At 63.8% G+C, this 14,867-nt stretch carries 14 protein-coding genes; 1 reads left to right on the plus strand and 13 read right to left on the minus strand.

Translation table 11 applies throughout. The features are described 5' to 3' along the window. Window positions 1-80 precede the first annotated feature (80 nt). Genes MNBBLIKP_RS13280 through MNBBLIKP_RS13315 form a run of 8 tightly spaced genes read right to left on the minus strand, consistent with a single transcriptional unit; the run spans window position 81 to window position 7,758 of the window. Window positions 81-1,616, minus strand: coding sequence for a trimethylamine methyltransferase family protein (locus MNBBLIKP_RS13280; RefSeq protein ID WP_088310733.1), 1,536 nt, complete (start codon window positions 1,614-1,616; stop codon window positions 81-83). A gap of 1 nt (window position 1,617) precedes the next feature. Beyond that, on the minus strand, window positions 1,618-3,588 hold the full coding sequence (locus MNBBLIKP_RS13285) for an ASKHA domain-containing protein (protein WP_088310734.1): 1,971 nt from the start codon (window positions 3,586-3,588) through the stop codon (window positions 1,618-1,620). After that, complete coding sequence (locus tag MNBBLIKP_RS13290) at window positions 3,588-3,995, minus strand: GFA family protein (RefSeq protein WP_176399774.1); 408 nt, start codon at window positions 3,993-3,995, stop codon at window positions 3,588-3,590. Before MNBBLIKP_RS13290 ends, MNBBLIKP_RS13285 begins: the two co-directional genes overlap by 1 nt. Further along, the gene (locus tag MNBBLIKP_RS13295; protein WP_088310736.1) at window positions 3,988-4,893 is read right to left on the minus strand and encodes a dihydropteroate synthase; all 906 of its coding nucleotides are present in this window, start codon (window positions 4,891-4,893) and stop codon (window positions 3,988-3,990) included. The genes MNBBLIKP_RS13290 and MNBBLIKP_RS13295 overlap by 8 nt, the downstream gene beginning before the upstream one ends. Before the next feature lie 8 nt (window positions 4,894-4,901). Next, window positions 4,902-5,933 (minus strand): methylenetetrahydrofolate reductase, encoded by a 1,032-nt coding sequence (locus tag MNBBLIKP_RS13300; RefSeq protein ID WP_088310737.1) that lies wholly within the window; start codon window positions 5,931-5,933, stop codon window positions 4,902-4,904. Beyond that, on the minus strand, window positions 5,926-6,366 hold the full coding sequence (locus MNBBLIKP_RS13305) for a methylenetetrahydrofolate reductase C-terminal domain-containing protein (RefSeq protein ID WP_088310738.1): 441 nt from the start codon (window positions 6,364-6,366) through the stop codon (window positions 5,926-5,928). Before MNBBLIKP_RS13305 ends, MNBBLIKP_RS13300 begins: the two co-directional genes overlap by 8 nt. Then, window positions 6,359-7,072 (minus strand): DUF1638 domain-containing protein, encoded by a 714-nt coding sequence (locus MNBBLIKP_RS13310; protein WP_088310739.1) that lies wholly within the window; start codon window positions 7,070-7,072, stop codon window positions 6,359-6,361. Before MNBBLIKP_RS13310 ends, MNBBLIKP_RS13305 begins: the two co-directional genes overlap by 8 nt. Next, entirely contained in the window at window positions 7,072-7,758 is a 687-nt protein-coding gene (locus MNBBLIKP_RS13315; RefSeq protein WP_088310740.1) for a corrinoid protein, read from the minus strand. The genes MNBBLIKP_RS13310 and MNBBLIKP_RS13315 overlap by 1 nt, the downstream gene beginning before the upstream one ends. Before the next feature lie 133 nt (window positions 7,759-7,891). Here MNBBLIKP_RS13315 and MNBBLIKP_RS13320 point away from each other — a divergent pair, with 133 nt between their 5' ends. After that, window positions 7,892-8,878 carry a GlxA family transcriptional regulator gene (locus MNBBLIKP_RS13320; protein WP_217896688.1) on the plus strand — a complete coding sequence of 329 codons (987 nt, stop codon included), beginning with the start codon at window positions 7,892-7,894 and terminating at the stop codon, window positions 8,876-8,878. On the opposite strand, the gene MNBBLIKP_RS13325 is transcribed toward MNBBLIKP_RS13320, so the two are convergent. The 5 genes from MNBBLIKP_RS13325 to MNBBLIKP_RS13345 are packed head-to-tail and all read right to left on the minus strand — an operon-like array spanning window position 8,875 to window position 14,834. Next, window positions 8,875-9,081, minus strand: a complete 207-nt coding sequence (locus MNBBLIKP_RS13325; RefSeq protein WP_254913054.1) for a formate dehydrogenase subunit delta — start codon at window positions 9,079-9,081, stop codon at window positions 8,875-8,877. The genes MNBBLIKP_RS13320 and MNBBLIKP_RS13325 overlap by 4 nt on opposite strands. A gap of 6 nt (window positions 9,082-9,087) precedes the next feature. After that, entirely contained in the window at window positions 9,088-11,931 is a 2,844-nt protein-coding gene (gene fdhF, locus MNBBLIKP_RS13330) for a formate dehydrogenase subunit alpha (RefSeq protein WP_088310741.1), read from the minus strand. Next, window positions 11,931-13,454 (minus strand): NADH-ubiquinone oxidoreductase-F iron-sulfur binding region domain-containing protein, encoded by a 1,524-nt coding sequence (locus MNBBLIKP_RS13335; protein ID WP_088310742.1) that lies wholly within the window; start codon window positions 13,452-13,454, stop codon window positions 11,931-11,933. Before MNBBLIKP_RS13335 ends, fdhF begins: the two co-directional genes overlap by 1 nt. Beyond that, the gene (locus MNBBLIKP_RS13340; RefSeq protein ID WP_088310743.1) at window positions 13,451-13,873 is read right to left on the minus strand and encodes an NAD(P)H-dependent oxidoreductase subunit E; all 423 of its coding nucleotides are present in this window, start codon (window positions 13,871-13,873) and stop codon (window positions 13,451-13,453) included. Before MNBBLIKP_RS13340 ends, MNBBLIKP_RS13335 begins: the two co-directional genes overlap by 4 nt. Window positions 13,874-13,919: 46 nt before the next feature. Further along, the gene (locus MNBBLIKP_RS13345; protein ID WP_088310744.1) at window positions 13,920-14,834 is read right to left on the minus strand and encodes a LysR family transcriptional regulator; all 915 of its coding nucleotides are present in this window, start codon (window positions 14,832-14,834) and stop codon (window positions 13,920-13,922) included. Between the last annotated feature and the right edge of the window lie 33 nt (window positions 14,835-14,867).

A 14,867-nucleotide genomic window follows, 5' to 3' on the forward strand; every position in this document is an offset into this window, starting at 1 on the left:
AGAGNCCATCGTCACCCCGGGTCAAGCCCGGGGTGACGATGGAAGGGGAGAGAGAGGGTTCGGTGAGGCCGACTGCTTCCTCAGCTGATGTTCGAATCCGGGAAACTGGCCTTGCGCTGTTCCATATAGGCCAGCAATTTGGCGTCGATTTCGGGATCAAGCTCGGGCGCGACATAGCTGGCCAGCATGCTCTTGTAGAGCTTCTCGGCCCGCTCCTCGGCATCCAGCTTGCCGTCTTCGATCCACTGTTCATAGCTGTTGTTGTCAGCAATGGTCGAACGGTAGAACGCGGTCTTGAAGTTGGCCTGGGTGTGGCTGCAGCCCAGGAAGTGCTGGCCCGGACCAACCTCGGCCATGGCATCCAGCGCCTGACCGTTGGCGCTCATGTCCACACCCTTGGCATAGATCGCCATCATCGCCGCCTGATCGCAGTCCATCACGAATTTTTCATAGCCCATCGCCAGCCCGCCTTCGAGCCAGCCAGCGGTGTGGAGCATGAAGTTGACGCCTGCCATCAGCCCCTGCTGCAGCGTGTTGGCGCTTTCATAAGCAGCCTGTGCATCGGGTACCTTGGAAGCGTTGAAGCCGCCGGCACTGCGGAACGGCACGCCCAGCCGCCGGGCCAGCGCCGCGCCGACGTTGATGATCAGCGATGCTTCGGGTGTGCCGAAAGTCGGCGCGCCAGACTGCATCGACATTGATGACACGAAGTTGCCATAGATCACCGGAGCGCCGGGGCGGACCAGCTGGGCCAGCGCCATGCCGCACAGCCCTTCGGCCAGGCTTTGCGCCGCCACGGCTGCAACCGTCACCGGGCTCATCGCTCCGGCGACGATGAACGGGCTGATCATGGTCGCCTGGTTGTGCCGGGCATAGACCTTGAGCGCACCCAGCATGGTCGCGTCAAAGGTCATCGGCGAATTGGCGTTGATCAGGTTGATCATCACGCAGTTGTTTTCAACGAAATCGTCACCGAACACGATCTTGGCCATGGCGACCGAATCTTCGGCGCGTTCGGGATGCGTGACCGAGCCCATGAACGGTTTGTCGCTGTACTTGATATGACTGTAGACCATGTCGAAGTGCCGCTTGTTGACCGGCAGGTCGACCGGCTCGCAGATCGTGCCGCCCGAATGGTGCAGGCTGTCAGCCATGTAGGCCAGCTTCACGAAATTGCGGAAGTCCTCGATCGTGGCATAGCGGCGGCCACCTTCGCGGCTGTAAACGAACGGGCTGCCATAGGCCGGGACCAGCACCAGCGCGTCGCCGCCGATCTGGACGTTGTTGGCCGGGTTGCGGGCATGCTGGGTGAAGATCCGGGGCGCGCTTTTCTGCACGATGCCGCGCAGCAGGCCGCGCGGAAAGCGCACGCGCTCACCATCTGCGGTTGCGCCGGCGGCCACGAACAGCGCGATCGCTTCGGGGTCATCCTTGATGTCGATCCCGATCTCTTCCAGAATCGTGTCGGCGTTACGTTCCAGCTGCGCCAGATCATCATCGCCCAGCACCGAATAGGGCGGGATCTTGCGGGTGATATAGGCTTCGCGCGGGGCCAGTTCCGCAGCATTGGCGGCGGCGCGGCCACGGCGGCCTCCGGTGCGTCCTTCTCTCGACATCTTAACGTCCTTCTTGTCTGCCGCGTTCGCGCATGCGGCTGCGGCGGCCTCGGCCAGTCGCGGAATCGCCTTGCGTTGCGGGTGCGGTGGGGAATTGCATAGCGGCTACGAAGTAGTCCTGGAACTTGGGTTCGGTAGCAGTCTCAACTTTGATGATGTGCTTTACCGCTTCGATGATCCGCGCCTTTTCGGCCCGGTTGTACAGCGCCATCGCCGCGCCCATGCCCGCGGCATTGCCGATTGAACGGATCTGCGCGGCCGCGGCATTGGGGATGATCCCGATGTCAGCCACATACTGACTGTCCAGATGGGTGCCGAATGCGCCAGCCAGCAGCACTTCGTCAAATGCCGGACAGTCAAGGTAATCGACCAGCAGCTGCACCCCCGCAGCCAGCGCTGCCTTGGCCAGCTGCACTGCGCGGACGTCAGTCTGCTTGATGTAAAGCGGGTTTTCCGGACGGTCGAGCAGCAGGTATTTCCAGCTCTGCCCATCCTGAATGAACCGGTGCGGTGCCTCGCCGGGACGGAACAGCCCGCCCGGTTCGATCAGTCCGGCGCTGGCCAGTTCAACCATCACTTCGAAAATGCCCGAACCGCAGATCCCGACCACGCGCTTTTCAGCAATGTCGGCAGAATCGTCGCTCAGCCATTCATCGCTGCCGATCACCTTGAAGCGCGGTTGCTTGGTCACGGGATCGATCCGCACCCGCTCGATCGCGCCCGGTGTCGCGCGCACCCCGGCGCTGATTTCCGCGCCTTCAAACGCCGGGCCAGTGGGCGATGAACAGGCCGCGACGCGCCCGCCATGGCTCAGCACAATCTCGGCATTGGTGCCAATGTCGACCAGCAGCACCGACCGCCCGGCCATGGTATCGAGCTGGGTCAGATAGGCCCCGGTGGTATCCGCACCAACATGCCCGCCAACCAGCGGCAGCAGCTGCACCCGTGCGGTTTCGGAAATGCCCAGATTGAACAGCGGGGCAGGGGCCTCGAACCAGTCTTTCACTGCCAGGGTGAACGGGGCCTGCCCCAGTTCGACCGGATTGATGCCCAGGAACAGGTGGTGCATGATCGGGTTGCCGACCAGCACGACTTCGAGAATCTGGTTCGGTCCCAGCTCCAGCTTGGCCCGTGCGTCCTCCAGCATTCCGGCGATGGCGGTGCGGATTTCCGCCGTCAGCTTTTCCTCGCCGCCCTTGTTCATCATCACATAGGAGACGCGGCTCATCAGATCTTCGCCATAGCGGATCTGCGGGTTCATCGCCGATGCCTGATGGACCAGCGCGCCGTTGGTAAGGTCGTAGAGATAGAGCGCGATCGAAGTGGAGCCAATGTCGATCGCCGCGCCATAGGCATCGAACGGCGAGGGCGGCCAGACGTCGATCACGCTGACATCGTCGCGCACCACCGCAATCAGTTCACGCTCGTTCTGGGCCAGGATTGGCTGCAGCTTGGTCAGCGGGCGCAGTTCCAGCCGGGTCTCAACCCCGAAGCCGCGCAGCGCTTCGACCAGGGCATCGCCGTCGCTGGGATTGTCATCAAGCTCGGGTATGGGCAGCTTGCACATGTAGAGCCGGATTGCGGGATCGAGATCGGTCTGAAAGCCGGTGCTGTCCTTGGAAATGCTCGACACCTGATGCCGCGCATCACCGGGCACCTCGACCACGACATCACCCAGCACCTGTGCCCGGCAGGCGAGGCGGCGGCCGGGTTTAAGGTCACCGCGCCTGGCCGCTTTCTCTTCGCTGTCGGTCCAGCCAGAGAGGTGGTCGGCTTCGACCTTGACCCCGAATTTGGAATAGTCACCCGGCTCGAATTCAATCTGGCAGCGCCGGCACAGTCCCTTGCCGCCGCAGATCGAGAGTATGTCCACGCCCGAAGCGAGCGCGACATCATAGACGCTCTGGCCATGGCTCGCGGTGGCACGGATGCCGGATGGGGTGAAGATCACCTTGTGCGATGTATCGCTCATCAGGCGCTCAGCCCCTCGTCCGGATAGGTGGCAAATTGCGGCAGGCCATCGCTGATCGCGTAATAGCCGCCCCGTTCGCTCAGGTAGATGTGTCCGCGTTCCGCAATGCCCTGGGTGCTGTCCAGCGATCCGGGTAGGACGCTGATCGTGTCGGTCTGGCGGTTGGTCCAGAACAACAGGCTGCCGCACGCGGCGCAGCGGGCATGTTCGGACGTGCCCGAATGGCGCGCCCAGACCACGTCGCCGTCCACGTCCAACCGGTCATGCGTGGTCCGGCACGCAGCCAGATAGTGCCCGGTCAGCGCGCGGCACTGGGTGCAGTGGCAATACCAGATGTCGGCAAGCCCGCGCGCGCGGTAGGTCACCGCGCCGCACAGGCATTTGCCGTGGTGCACGGCTTCACCCACGCCGCCGCCGCCCTTCGCGGCCACCGCGCCCGCCGCGGCCTTCACCTTCGGGGGCGGGTTCGCGGAACATCTTGATCCAGTTGGCGCAGTTGGGATCGACCCCGTTCAGAATATCGGCGGCCTTGATCGCGGCGACCACGCCTTCGTGGCACGGGTTAAGGATCGCGCTGGTCATGCCTGCGCCGGCCGCCATCGGCAGGAAGCTGTTGCCGATCGCATGGCGGTTCGGCAGGCCAAAGGCGATGTTGGAGGCACCGCAGGTAGTGTTGACGCCCAGCTCCTCGCGCAGACGGCGGACGAGGCGGAACACGTCGCGCCCGGCGCTGTTGATGGCGCCGATCGGCATGACCAGCGGATCGACGACGACGTCGCACGGCTTGATCCCGTGATCCTGCGCACGCTGGACGATCAGCTTGGCAATTTCAAAGCGCACATCCGGGTCTTCGGAAATCCCGGTCTCGTCGTTGGAGATCGCGACCACCGCCGCATCATACTTCTTCACCAACGGCAGCACCCGCTCCATCACTTCGCTTTCGGCCGTGGTGGAATTGACCAGCGCGCGGCCCTGATAGACTGCAAGGCCTGCCTCCAGCGCTTCGATGATCGAGCTGTCGATGCACAGCGGCACGTCGGTGACCGACTGGACCAGCTGGATCACCTCGGCCAGAATCTTCGGTTCATCGGCCAGCGGGATACCCGCATTGACGTCCAGCATCTGGGCACCCGCCGCGACCTGGGCGAGGGCATCGGCAACCACGCGGTCGTAATTGCCTTCCTTCATTTCGGCGGCGAGCAGCTTGCGGCCCGTGGGGTTGATGCGTTCGCCGATCATCACGAAGGGCTGGTCAAAGCCGATCACGACTTCCTTGGTGGCAGACTTGAGGACGGTCCTGGTCATGGCTTTCCTTACGCGTTGGCGGTTTGTTTGGAATGGTGAAGATGGCTGGGGGCCCAGGGCTTGCGCCCTTGCAGCACGCCGGAGCGGGCGACGATATCGCCAACCCATTCTTCCTGCTTGTAGGCCATCAGGTGAATGCCGCTCATACCTTTGATCTCGGCGAGCTGCTGCATGAGCTCAACCGCGATCGCCCGGCCTTCAGCCTTGGGCTTTTCGGCCTGTTCGAGGCGACGGATGATCTGGTCCGGAATATGCACCCCGGGGATTGCGCCCTTGAGCCACTTGGCGGTCTTGGCCGAGGCGAGCACGCCCACGCCCATCAACACGTGGCAATGCTCAAGCAAGCCCAGATCCCGCGCCCGCGCCATGAATTCACGCGCCATTTCGATATCAAAGCAATACTGCGACTGGACGAATTCGGCCCCGGCGGCAACTTTCTTGGCGAACTGATCGACGCGGTTGGCATAGGGCGGGGCAAAGGGGTTGATCGATGCGCCCATGAACAGCTGTGGCGGCAGATCGAGCTTACGGCCCGACAGGAACCGGCTTTCATCGCGCAGAGTCTTCACCGTTTGCAGCAATGAGACCGAATCGAAATCGAACACCGGCTTGGCTTCGGGGTGATCGCCTACCGATACGTCATCGCCCGACAGGCACAGCACCGAACAGACTCCCAGCGCCGCTGCGCCCAGCAGGTCGCCCTGAATCGCGATGCGGTTGCGATCACGGCAACTGACCTGGATGATCGGCGAATAGCCTTCCCGCGTCAGCAGCGCGCAGACCCCCAGGCTCGACATATGGCAATTCGCGCCCGAACCGTCGGTGGCGTTGATCGCATCGACATGCCCGTCAAACAGCGCGGCGCGGCGCAATACTTCGCCCGGATCGGCACTGTCGGGCGGGGCGATCTCGGTCGAAATCGCGAAGTGGCCGGCGCGCAGCACGCGTTCAAACCGCCCGTGCGAGACATGGCCGGGCAGGATCGGCAGCGGATCGCCGGGGTTGAGCCCGGCTTCGTCAAACTGCGCCCGGTCAGTCATCGCGGGCCATCTTCAACCACGAGGAGGTGCCTTTGGCGCGGTGATCGACCGCGAAGTTCACATTCTTGATCGCATCGCCGTCCTTCATCCGCGAAGCCCCGTCCCACGCCGCAACCCAGACGCAGCGCATTTCGGGCTTCACTTCGCAGTGACCATTCTCGCGCACCCCGCCGCAGGGGCCGTTGCGGATCGTCTTGGGGCAATTCATCGGGCAGGACATGCCGGTTTTGGACAACGCGCAATCGCCGCACATCTTGCAATCGAAGAAGAACCCTTTGGCGGCGGCTTCAACAGCGGTGATCGGCTTGTCGAGCTTGTTGCCGAACACTTTCACTGTTCCGCGCAGCAGCTTGACCACCATGGGATTGAACGTGGCGTAGAGCCATTCCATCTTGCGCGAATGGCGCACCGACCACAGCCGGACCCTATACATCGGCGGCCTCCCTGATCGCTTCGGCCAGATCGCCATAGCCGACCTTGTGATAGACGTAGTTCAGGCCCAGCCGCGCCGCCGCTTCCTGCGCCTTGGTCTGCAGATCCGGGTTGTCCGTCTGGGCCAGGTACACAAGGTCGCGGTAGTTGCCGAAATAGGTTTCGAGCATTTCGGGCCGGGTATCGAGGCCGCAACCTTCCCACACCAGCCGGTCGAAATGCCGGACCAGGAAATCAGTCACAAAATAGCTGCCGATCTCCGCATCGGTGATCTGGTTGAAGCGCGGCGTCGTGGCGAAGAATTCATAGCAGTGCGCATGCGGCAGCCGGTTCGCCTCATGCCGTTCCAGCACCTTGTCGAGCGCGCCGCCGGTGCCGCAATCGCCATAACCCAGGATCACTCGCGAATACTTGTGGCGATGCTCGGACAGAAAGGCATCCACGCGCGGCGCGATCTGGCCCGGGCGGTTGTGCAGTTCCGCAGGCAGGCAATGCAGCACCATGGCATCGTCCGTCACGCCAAGTTGTTCGCGCAGGGCAATGATTTCATTGGCAATTGCGCCGCAGGCCAAGACCAGCACCGGCCCATCGGGATTGGCGCTGGTGGTGACGAGCGATTCCGGCTGGGCCGCCTCAGCTTCCTGCGGCCGCGCCCGGCGGCCCAGCCTAGCCTGGCGGCCACCGGTCCGGCGCGCAGCGTCGCTCATTAACGGTTTCTGCCGACCAGCGCCTTGGCCAGTTCCGCGCTGACCGCAGCGTCACGGCCATAGCTGGTCGCACCGATCGCGTCGGCGAATTCCTGGTTGAGCGGGGCTCCGCCGACCATCACCGGCAGGTTCTTGAGGATCCCGCGCTTTTCCAGTTCTTCGATCACCACGCCCATATAGGGCATGGTGGTGGTCAGCAGCGCCGACATGCCCATGATCGCCGGGTTGTGCTTGTCGATCGCGGCCAGATAGTTGTCGACCGGGTTGTTGATCCCCAGGTCGATCACTTCAAAGCCTGCACCTTCCAGCATCATGCCGACCAGGTTCTTGCCGATGTCGTGAATGTCACCCTTGACCGTGCCGATCACATAGGTGCCGAGGCTGGCTTTGCTGTCGCTGGCGGCCAGAATCGGGCGGAGCAGTTCCATCCCGCCCTTCATCGCACCGGCGCATTGCAGCACTTCGGGAACGAACAGGATGCCGTCGCGGAAATCGATCCCGACGATGCGCATGCCTTCCACCAGGGCTTCTGACAGCACGTCATTGGCGTCCCAGCCACGTTCGAGCAGGATTTGGGTGCCTTCGTGGACTTCGGCAGCCATGCCGTCGTAAAGGTCGTCCTTCATCTGTTCGACCAGATCAGCATCGCTAAGGTCGCGCAGGATGATTTCTTCGCCGTCGGACATGGGCACCCCTCATTGGTTTCGGCCCCAGCCGGGGCATTGCTAGCACTGGCATAATGCGCTTGCGGGCCATGACGGTATATCTGAAAAGCGACAAATTCTTGCATTTTTCCGACATGACAAATAAGCATTGCGAGTGCTTGAGGAAACATATCGTTCGCAGCTGAAATGGCCGCGCAGCTTTGGCTTTGTGCTGGTGCCGGACTTTTCGATGATGCCCTTTACCGCCGCGATCGAGCCGCTGCGCGCGGCGAACCGGATGCACGGGCGCGAGCTCTATCGCTGGACCACGCTAAGTGCTGATGGCCAGCCCGTTCGGGCCAGCAATGGAGCGATCGTGCAAGTGGACGGGCCCCTGACCGGCAGGGCAACAGTCGATGCCGTGGTGGTCTGTGCGGGCGTAAACGCCTATGATCACCGTAATCCGGGTATCTCGGCGCTGCTGCGCAAGCTTTCGCGCCAGGACTGCCTGATCGGCAGTGTCTGTTCGGGCAGCATCGTGCTTGCGGATACCGGGTTGCTCGATGGGCGGCGCTGCACGGGACACTGGGAAGACCTTGATTCACTTGCGGAAAACTATCCGTCGCTGGACGTAACGCAGAGCATTTTCGAAATCGATGGCAACCGTTTCACCTGTTCGGGCGGCACCGCGCCGCTGGACCTGATGATCCATTTCATCGCCCAGGATTTTGGCCGCGAACTGGCTGCGCGGGTGGCGGACCAGATGCTGCACCATTCGGCTCGCAAGCCCACCCAGCCGCAGCGGCTTGACCTGTCCGAACGCACGGGCGTGCGTCATCCGCGCTTGCTTGATGCGATCGCGGCGATGGAGGCCAGCCTGGAAGCGCCGCTGCCGCTGGCCGATCTGGCTGAGCGCGCGGGGCTATCACTCCGTCAGCTGGAACGGCTGTTCGCCGCCGAACTCGGCACTGGCCCGGGCCGCTATTACCGCGACTTGCGGTTGAACCGCGCGCGGCAACTGGTGCAGCAAACCGGGCTGTCGATGCTGGAAGTGGCCGTGGCAACCGGCTTCGCCTCGGCCGCGCACTTTGCCAGTGAATATGGCAAGACGTTCGGCCACCCGCCCAGCCGGGAGCGCGAAAAGGCGGCGCTTTTGGGTTAGGCCGGGCTGGCCAACCGCTCCACCGCCGCTTTGGCGATCGGATCAAGCCCTTCGCGTTCTCCGCCAAGGATGCCGGCCTTCATGCGCGGGTCCCAGAAATCGCGGAGGTGCTGAAAGGTTGCGTCCACCGCCGCAGCCTCACCCTGAGGGGCAAGGTTGCGGGCGATCTGGTTGGCCATATAGCGCAGGCGTTCGATATCCATTTGGGGTTACTCCGCCGCCACGCGCTTGATCCGGCGGCTCTTTTCGGACCAGCTGGCATAAGATTCCTGCCATTCGCTGGGCCCGTTGCTGGGCAGGACCTGCACTGCAGTCACTTTGTATTCTGGGCAGTTGGTGGCCCAGTCGGAATACTCCGTGGTGACCACGTTGGCTTGCGTCGCGGGGTGGTGGAACGTGGTATAGACCACGCCTGGCGCAACCCGGTCAGTCACGGTCAGGCGCAAGGTGGTTTCGCCGGTGCGGCTGGCCAGACGGGTCCAGTCACCATCCTTCAGTCCCCGGTTCTCGGCATCGAGCGGGTGCATTTCCAGCAGGTCTTCCTGATGCCAGACGTTGTTGCCGGTGCGCCGGGTCTGCGCGCCGACATTGTACTGGCTCAGCACGCGGCCGGTGGTCAGCAGCAGCGGATAACGCGGGCCGGTCTTTTCATCGGTCGGGACATAGTCCGTCACCATGAATTTGCCCTTGCCGCGCACAAAGCCATCGACGTGCATGATCGGGCTGCCATCGGGCGCCTTTTCATTGACCGGCCATTGCAGCGAGCCTTCGGCATCGAGCCGGGCGTGGCTGACCCCGGCGAAAGTCGGGGTGAGGCGGGCGACCTCGTCCATGATTTCGCTGGGGTGCTGGTAATTCCAGCCCAGACCCATCGCTTTCGCGAGTTCCTGCGTCACTTCCCAGTCCTGCAGACCGTTGGCGGGTTCCATCACCTTGCGCACCAGCTGGATGCGGCGTTCGGCATTGGTGAACGTGCCGTCCTTTTCCAGGAACGTGCTGCCCGGCAGGAACACGTGAGCATAGTTGGCCGTTTCGTTGAGGAACAGGTCGTGGACGATCACCAGATCCATCGCCTTCAAGCCCGCTGCGACGTGGTGGGTGTTGGGATCGGACTGGAGAATATCCTCACCCTGGATATAGATCGCGCGGAAGCTGCCATCGATTGCAGCGTCAAGCATGTTGGGAATGCGCAGGCCCGGTTCGGGATCAAGCGCAACGCCCCAGTCCGCTTCGAAGCTGTCGCGCACTTCCTTGCCCGAGATGTGGCGATAGCCGGGCAGTTCGTGCGGGAAGCTGCCCATGTCGCAGCTGCCCTGAACGTTATTCTGCCCGCGCAGCGGGTTCACGCCTACGCCGCGACGGCCGATGTTGCCGGTGACCATCGCGAGGTTGGCGATGCTCATCACGGTCGAGCTGCCCTGGCTGTGCTCGGTCACGCCCAGCCCGTAATAGATCGCGCCGTTTCCGCCCGTGGCAAAAAGCCGCGCGGCGGCGCGCAAGGTCTCGGCGGGAACGCGGGTGACCGGTTCAAGCGCTTCGGGGCTGTGGCGATCCTGCGCCACGAAGCCTGCCCAATCCTGATACTCATCCCAGTCGCAGCGTTCGCGAATGAACTGTTCGGCGGCCAGGCCTTCGGTAACGATCACGTGGGCCATGGCGGTCAGCACCGCGACATTGGTGCCGGGTTGCAGCGCCAGGTGGTGCTGCGCCTCGATATGCGGGCTGCGGACCATGTCGATCCGGCGCGGGTCGATCACGATCAGCTTCGCGCCTTGCCGCAGCCGCCGCTTGAGTCGGCTGGCGAACACGGGGTGGCCGTCGGTGGGATTGGCGCCGATCACCATCACCACGTCGGCGTCCATCACGCTGTCAAAGTCCTGCGTGCCCGCGCTGGTGCCAAAGGTCTTGGACAGGCCATAACCGGTGGGCGAGTGGCAGACCCGCGCACAGGTATCGACGTTGTTGCTGCCAAAGCCCGACCGGATCAGCTTCTGGACCAGCCAGACTTCCTCGTTGGTGCAGCGGCTGGATGTGATCCCGCCCAGCGCTCGCGCGCCATACTGCGCCTTGATGCTGTTGAGCTTGCCGGCGGTATAGCCCAGCGCCTCGTCCCAGCTGACTTCGCGCCAAGGCTCATCGATGCTGTCCCGGATCATCGGCTTGGTGATGCGGTCCTGGTGGTTGGCATAGCCCCAGGCAAAGCGGCCCTTGACGCAAGAGTGGCCGCGGTTGGCCTTGCCGTCCTTCCACGGCACCATGCGGACGAGCTGTTCGCCCTTCATTTCGGCGCGGAAAGTGCAGCCGACGCCGCAATAGGCGCAGGTGGTGACGACGGCGCGTTCGGGCTTGCCGATTTCCTTGACCGCCTTTTCCTGCAAGGTCGCAGTCGGGCAGGCGGCCACGCAGGCCCCGCAGCTGACGCATTCGCTGGAGAGGAAATTGTCACCGGTCTGACCGGCCGAAACCTTGCTGGCAAAGCCGCGCCCGTCGATGGTCAGGGCAAGGGTGCCCTGAACCTCGTCACAGGCGCGGACGCAGCGCGAGCAGGCGATGCATTTGCTGGCGTCGAAATCGAAATAGGGGTTCGAGGTGTCGATTTCCGCTCCGAGATGGTTCGCCCCATCATAGCCATAGCGCACATCGCGCAGGCCAACTTGCGCGGCGGTATCCTGCAATTCGCAATCGTTGTTGGCGCTGCAGGTCAGGCAATCGAGCGGGTGGTCGGAGATGTAGAGTTCCATCACCGAACGGCGCAGCTTGGCGAGTTTCGGCGTCTGGGTGTGGACCACCATGCCCGGTTCGACCGGTGTGGTGCAGCTGGCCGGAGTGCCGCGCCGTCCTTCGATCTCGACGAGGCACATCCGGCACGAGCCGAAGGCCTTGACGCTGTCAGTCGCGCAAAGGCTGGGAATGTCCCCGCCGCACTGACCGGCGGCGCGCATCACGCTGGTTCCGGCGGCCACGGTCACTTCGCGGCCATCGACCGTCAGGGTGACGGCGATGTCACTGGTCACTTCAGGGGTGCCGAAATCGGCCTGCCGTTCGTAGCCCATCAGGCTTCTCCTCCAAAGTCTTCAGGCCAGTGCTTCAGCGCAGACATCACCGGATAGGGCGTGAAACCGCCCAGCGCGCAAAGCGAGGCGCTCTGCATCGTTTCGCACAAGTCTTCGAGCAGGGTCAGCTCTTCCTCGCGGCTGCGACCGGCCTTGCGGGCATTGTGCATCTGCGGCAGTGCCTCAACCGCGTCGGCCATCACCTTGCCGCCCGAACGGATCCGGTCGACCAGTTCGACCCCGCGCGTGCTCCCGATCCGGCAGGGGGTGCATTTGCCGCAGCTTTCCGCCGCGCAGAATTCAAACGCAAAGCGCGCCATCGCGCCCATGTCCGCCGTGTCGTCAAACACGCTGATCCCGCCGTGGCCGATCAGGGCATCGGCCTTGGCATAGGCTTCGTAATCGAACGGCAGGTGGAACTGGCTGGGCGGCACGTAGGCCCCCAGCGGCCCGCCAACCTGCACCGCCTTGACCGGGCGGCCCGACGCCGTGCCGCCGCCGATCTGATTGACCAGCGCGTCCAGCGTGATCCCGAAGGCGGTTTCATAGAGCCCGCCGTGCTTGATGTTGCCCGCCAGCTGGATCGGCATGGTCCCCTTGGACCGGTCGATCCCCAGCTGCGCGTAAAGCCCCGAACCGCCCTCGGTCATGATGTGCGGGATCGCGGCAAGGGTGAGGACGTTGTTGACCACCGTCGGGCAGCCGAACAGCCCTTCCAGCGCGGGCAGCGGCGGCTTGGCGCGCACTTCGCCACGCTTGCCCTCGATCGAGTTGAGCAGGCTGGTTTCCTCGCCGCAGACATAGGCCCCGGCGCCAACGCGCACTTCCAGCGTGAACGGCGCGATCTTGGCGGCGGCCAGCGCAATCGCGGCTTCCAGTTTGGCGATCGCGTGCGGGTATTCGCTGCGGACGTAGATGTAGCCTTGCTGCGCGCCAACGGCATGGGCGGCAATCGCCATACCCTCGATCAACTGGAACGGATCGCCTTCCATCAGCATCCGGTCGGCAAAAGTGCCGCTGTCGCCTTCGTCAGCGTTGCAGACCACGTATTTCTCGGCGCGCTTGGCTTCCAGCACGGTGCGCCACTTGATCCCGGCGGGAAAGCCCGCGCCGCCGCGGCCGCGCAGGCCGCTTTCGATCACTTCGGCGACCACGTCCTCCGCGCTCATCGCGCGGGCGCGATCCAGTCCGGCCCAGCCGCCAGTTGCGGCATAGTCGTCCAGGCTGAGCGGGCGAGTGCGCCCGGCGCGGGCAAAGGTCAGCCGCTGCTGGCCCGCGATGAAGGCGTGATCTTCGATCTTGCCAATCGCCTTGGCGCTGGTCCCGTCTAGGATCGCGGCGACATCGCCCGCCTTGACCGGTCCAAAGCCCATGCCGCCCATCTCGACCAGCGGTTCCAGCCAGTGCATGCCCCAGCTCGACACGCGCTCAACCGTGCAACCGGCCTTGGCGAACGCATCGGCAAGCTCGTCAGCGCCCAGCGCCACAGCCAGCGCATCGTCGGAAATTCGGACCAGAGTCATGCGCTTTTCACCAGATTGACCAGCTCGGCTTCGTCGAGCCCGGCATAGAGTTTGCCGCGCACTCGCGCGCTGGGGCCCATCGAGCACAGCCCGAGACAATAGACCGGCTTGAGGTTCACACGTTCGCCAGCGGCCGCTTCCGCCGCATCAACCAGCGCCTCAACCCCGCGCGCTTTGCAGGCTTCGGCGCGGCACAGTTCGACGACCGGGCGCGGATCGGGGGCGGGTGTGAAATCGTGGTAGAAGCTGACTACCCCATGCACTTCCGCGCGGCTGAGGTTCAGTGCTTCGGCGATGGCTCGTTCAGCAGCGGCATCGACGCAGCCGAAGGCGTGCTGGATGTCATGCAGCATCGGCAGCAAGGCACCCTTGCGGCCAGCATGTGCGGCGATGATCCGGTCTAGTTCAGTGGCTCCCATCGCGCCCGATTGTTCCCGATTGTTACATTGGTCAAATCGGAATTTGTCATGTTTGATAGAATTTATCTATCAACGTACTCGGGTCAAGTCGCTGCGCCACGGTAAGTCCGGCGCGGGCCATCGCTCCCAAGGGGTCGCGATTGACTACAACCAGACCGACCCGGCGAAGTTCTGCCGCCGGCTCGATTGGCAAGAACCGGCACCAGTCCATCCCCTGCATCAGCCGGGCATAGCCATCCGGCACCACCGAAACGAAGGCTCCCGAGCGCACCAGCGAAATCAGCGAGATATAACTGTCTGCGATTGCGACAGGGTTGACCGAAAGTCCGCGCATCGCGAACTGGCGGTCAAGGATCCGGCGATATTGCATGCCCTGGTGCAGCAGGCACATCGGCAGCTCGGCCAGCTCCTCCCAACCGATGCTTTCGCGCTGATCGAACCCGCGATCGCGCCGGGCGATGAAGGCGTACTGTTCAAGATGCAACGGGGCGGTCAGCATGTTGGCGGGCGGTTCATGGTCAAGATAGGTCAGGCCAGCGTCGAACTCGTTGACCAGCAGGCTCTGCTCGATTTCACGTGAAGTGCCAGTCTGGATCGACAGGGTCAGGCCGGGATTGGCCGCCAGCAGCGCCTCACCAAACGGGCCGACCAGCCCCAGTGCGGCGGGAATGGCGTGCAGCCGGAACTCCCCCGTAAGTGTCTGGGTGCTGGCGCTGGCGGCCTGGCTCAGCCCGCGCACCGCGCCCAGCGCCTGTTCGGCCCAGGGCAGGATTGCCTCGCCCTGCGCTGTCAGGCCGATGAAGCGGCGGTCACGCTCAACCAGCCGCTTGCCAAGCTCCTGCTCAAGCGCCGCCAGTCCGGCGGACAGCGTCGGCTGCGACACCCCGCAGGCATTGGCGGCTTCGGCAAAATGGCGCGCCCGGGCGAGGGCGACGAAATAGCGCAAGTGCTGGAGCTGCATCGGAACCTCTTGTTTGAGAGGCTTCGTCTATCA

The organism is Novosphingobium sp. B 225 (assembly GCF_002198665.1).
Lineage (GTDB): Bacteria > Pseudomonadota > Alphaproteobacteria > Sphingomonadales > Sphingomonadaceae > Novosphingobium.

Excerpts from the sequence above, each read along its gene's own strand:
- MNBBLIKP_RS13310 (WP_088310739.1), bottom strand. The coding sequence starts at position 7,072 with ATGAGCGACGCTGCGCGCCGGACCGGTGGCCGCCAGGCTAGGCTGGGC.
- MNBBLIKP_RS13285 (WP_088310734.1), bottom strand. The coding sequence starts at position 3,588 with ATGAGCGATACATCGCACAAGGTGATCTTCACCCCATCCGGCATCCGT.
- MNBBLIKP_RS13335 (WP_088310742.1), bottom strand. The coding sequence starts at position 13,454 with ATGACTCTGGTCCGAATTTCCGACGATGCGCTGGCTGTGGCGCTGGGC.
- MNBBLIKP_RS13325 (WP_254913054.1), bottom strand. The coding sequence starts at position 9,081 with ATGGATATCGAACGCCTGCGCTATATGGCCAACCAGATCGCCCGCAAC.
- MNBBLIKP_RS13295 (WP_088310736.1), bottom strand. The coding sequence starts at position 4,893 with ATGACCAGGACCGTCCTCAAGTCTGCCACCAAGGAAGTCGTGATCGGC.
- fdhF (WP_088310741.1), bottom strand. The coding sequence starts at position 11,931 with ATGGGCTACGAACGGCAGGCCGATTTCGGCACCCCTGAAGTGACCAGT.
- MNBBLIKP_RS13340 (WP_088310743.1), bottom strand. The coding sequence starts at position 13,873 with ATGGGAGCCACTGAACTAGACCGGATCATCGCCGCACATGCTGGCCGC.
- MNBBLIKP_RS13345 (WP_088310744.1), bottom strand. The coding sequence starts at position 14,834 with ATGCAGCTCCAGCACTTGCGCTATTTCGTCGCCCTCGCCCGGGCGCGC.
- MNBBLIKP_RS13305 (WP_088310738.1), bottom strand. The coding sequence starts at position 6,366 with ATGTATAGGGTCCGGCTGTGGTCGGTGCGCCATTCGCGCAAGATGGAA.
- MNBBLIKP_RS13300 (WP_088310737.1), bottom strand. The coding sequence starts at position 5,933 with ATGACTGACCGGGCGCAGTTTGACGAAGCCGGGCTCAACCCCGGCGAT.
- MNBBLIKP_RS13280 (WP_088310733.1), bottom strand. The coding sequence starts at position 1,616 with ATGTCGAGAGAAGGACGCACCGGAGGCCGCCGTGGCCGCGCCGCCGCC.
- MNBBLIKP_RS13315 (WP_088310740.1), bottom strand. The coding sequence starts at position 7,758 with ATGTCCGACGGCGAAGAAATCATCCTGCGCGACCTTAGCGATGCTGAT.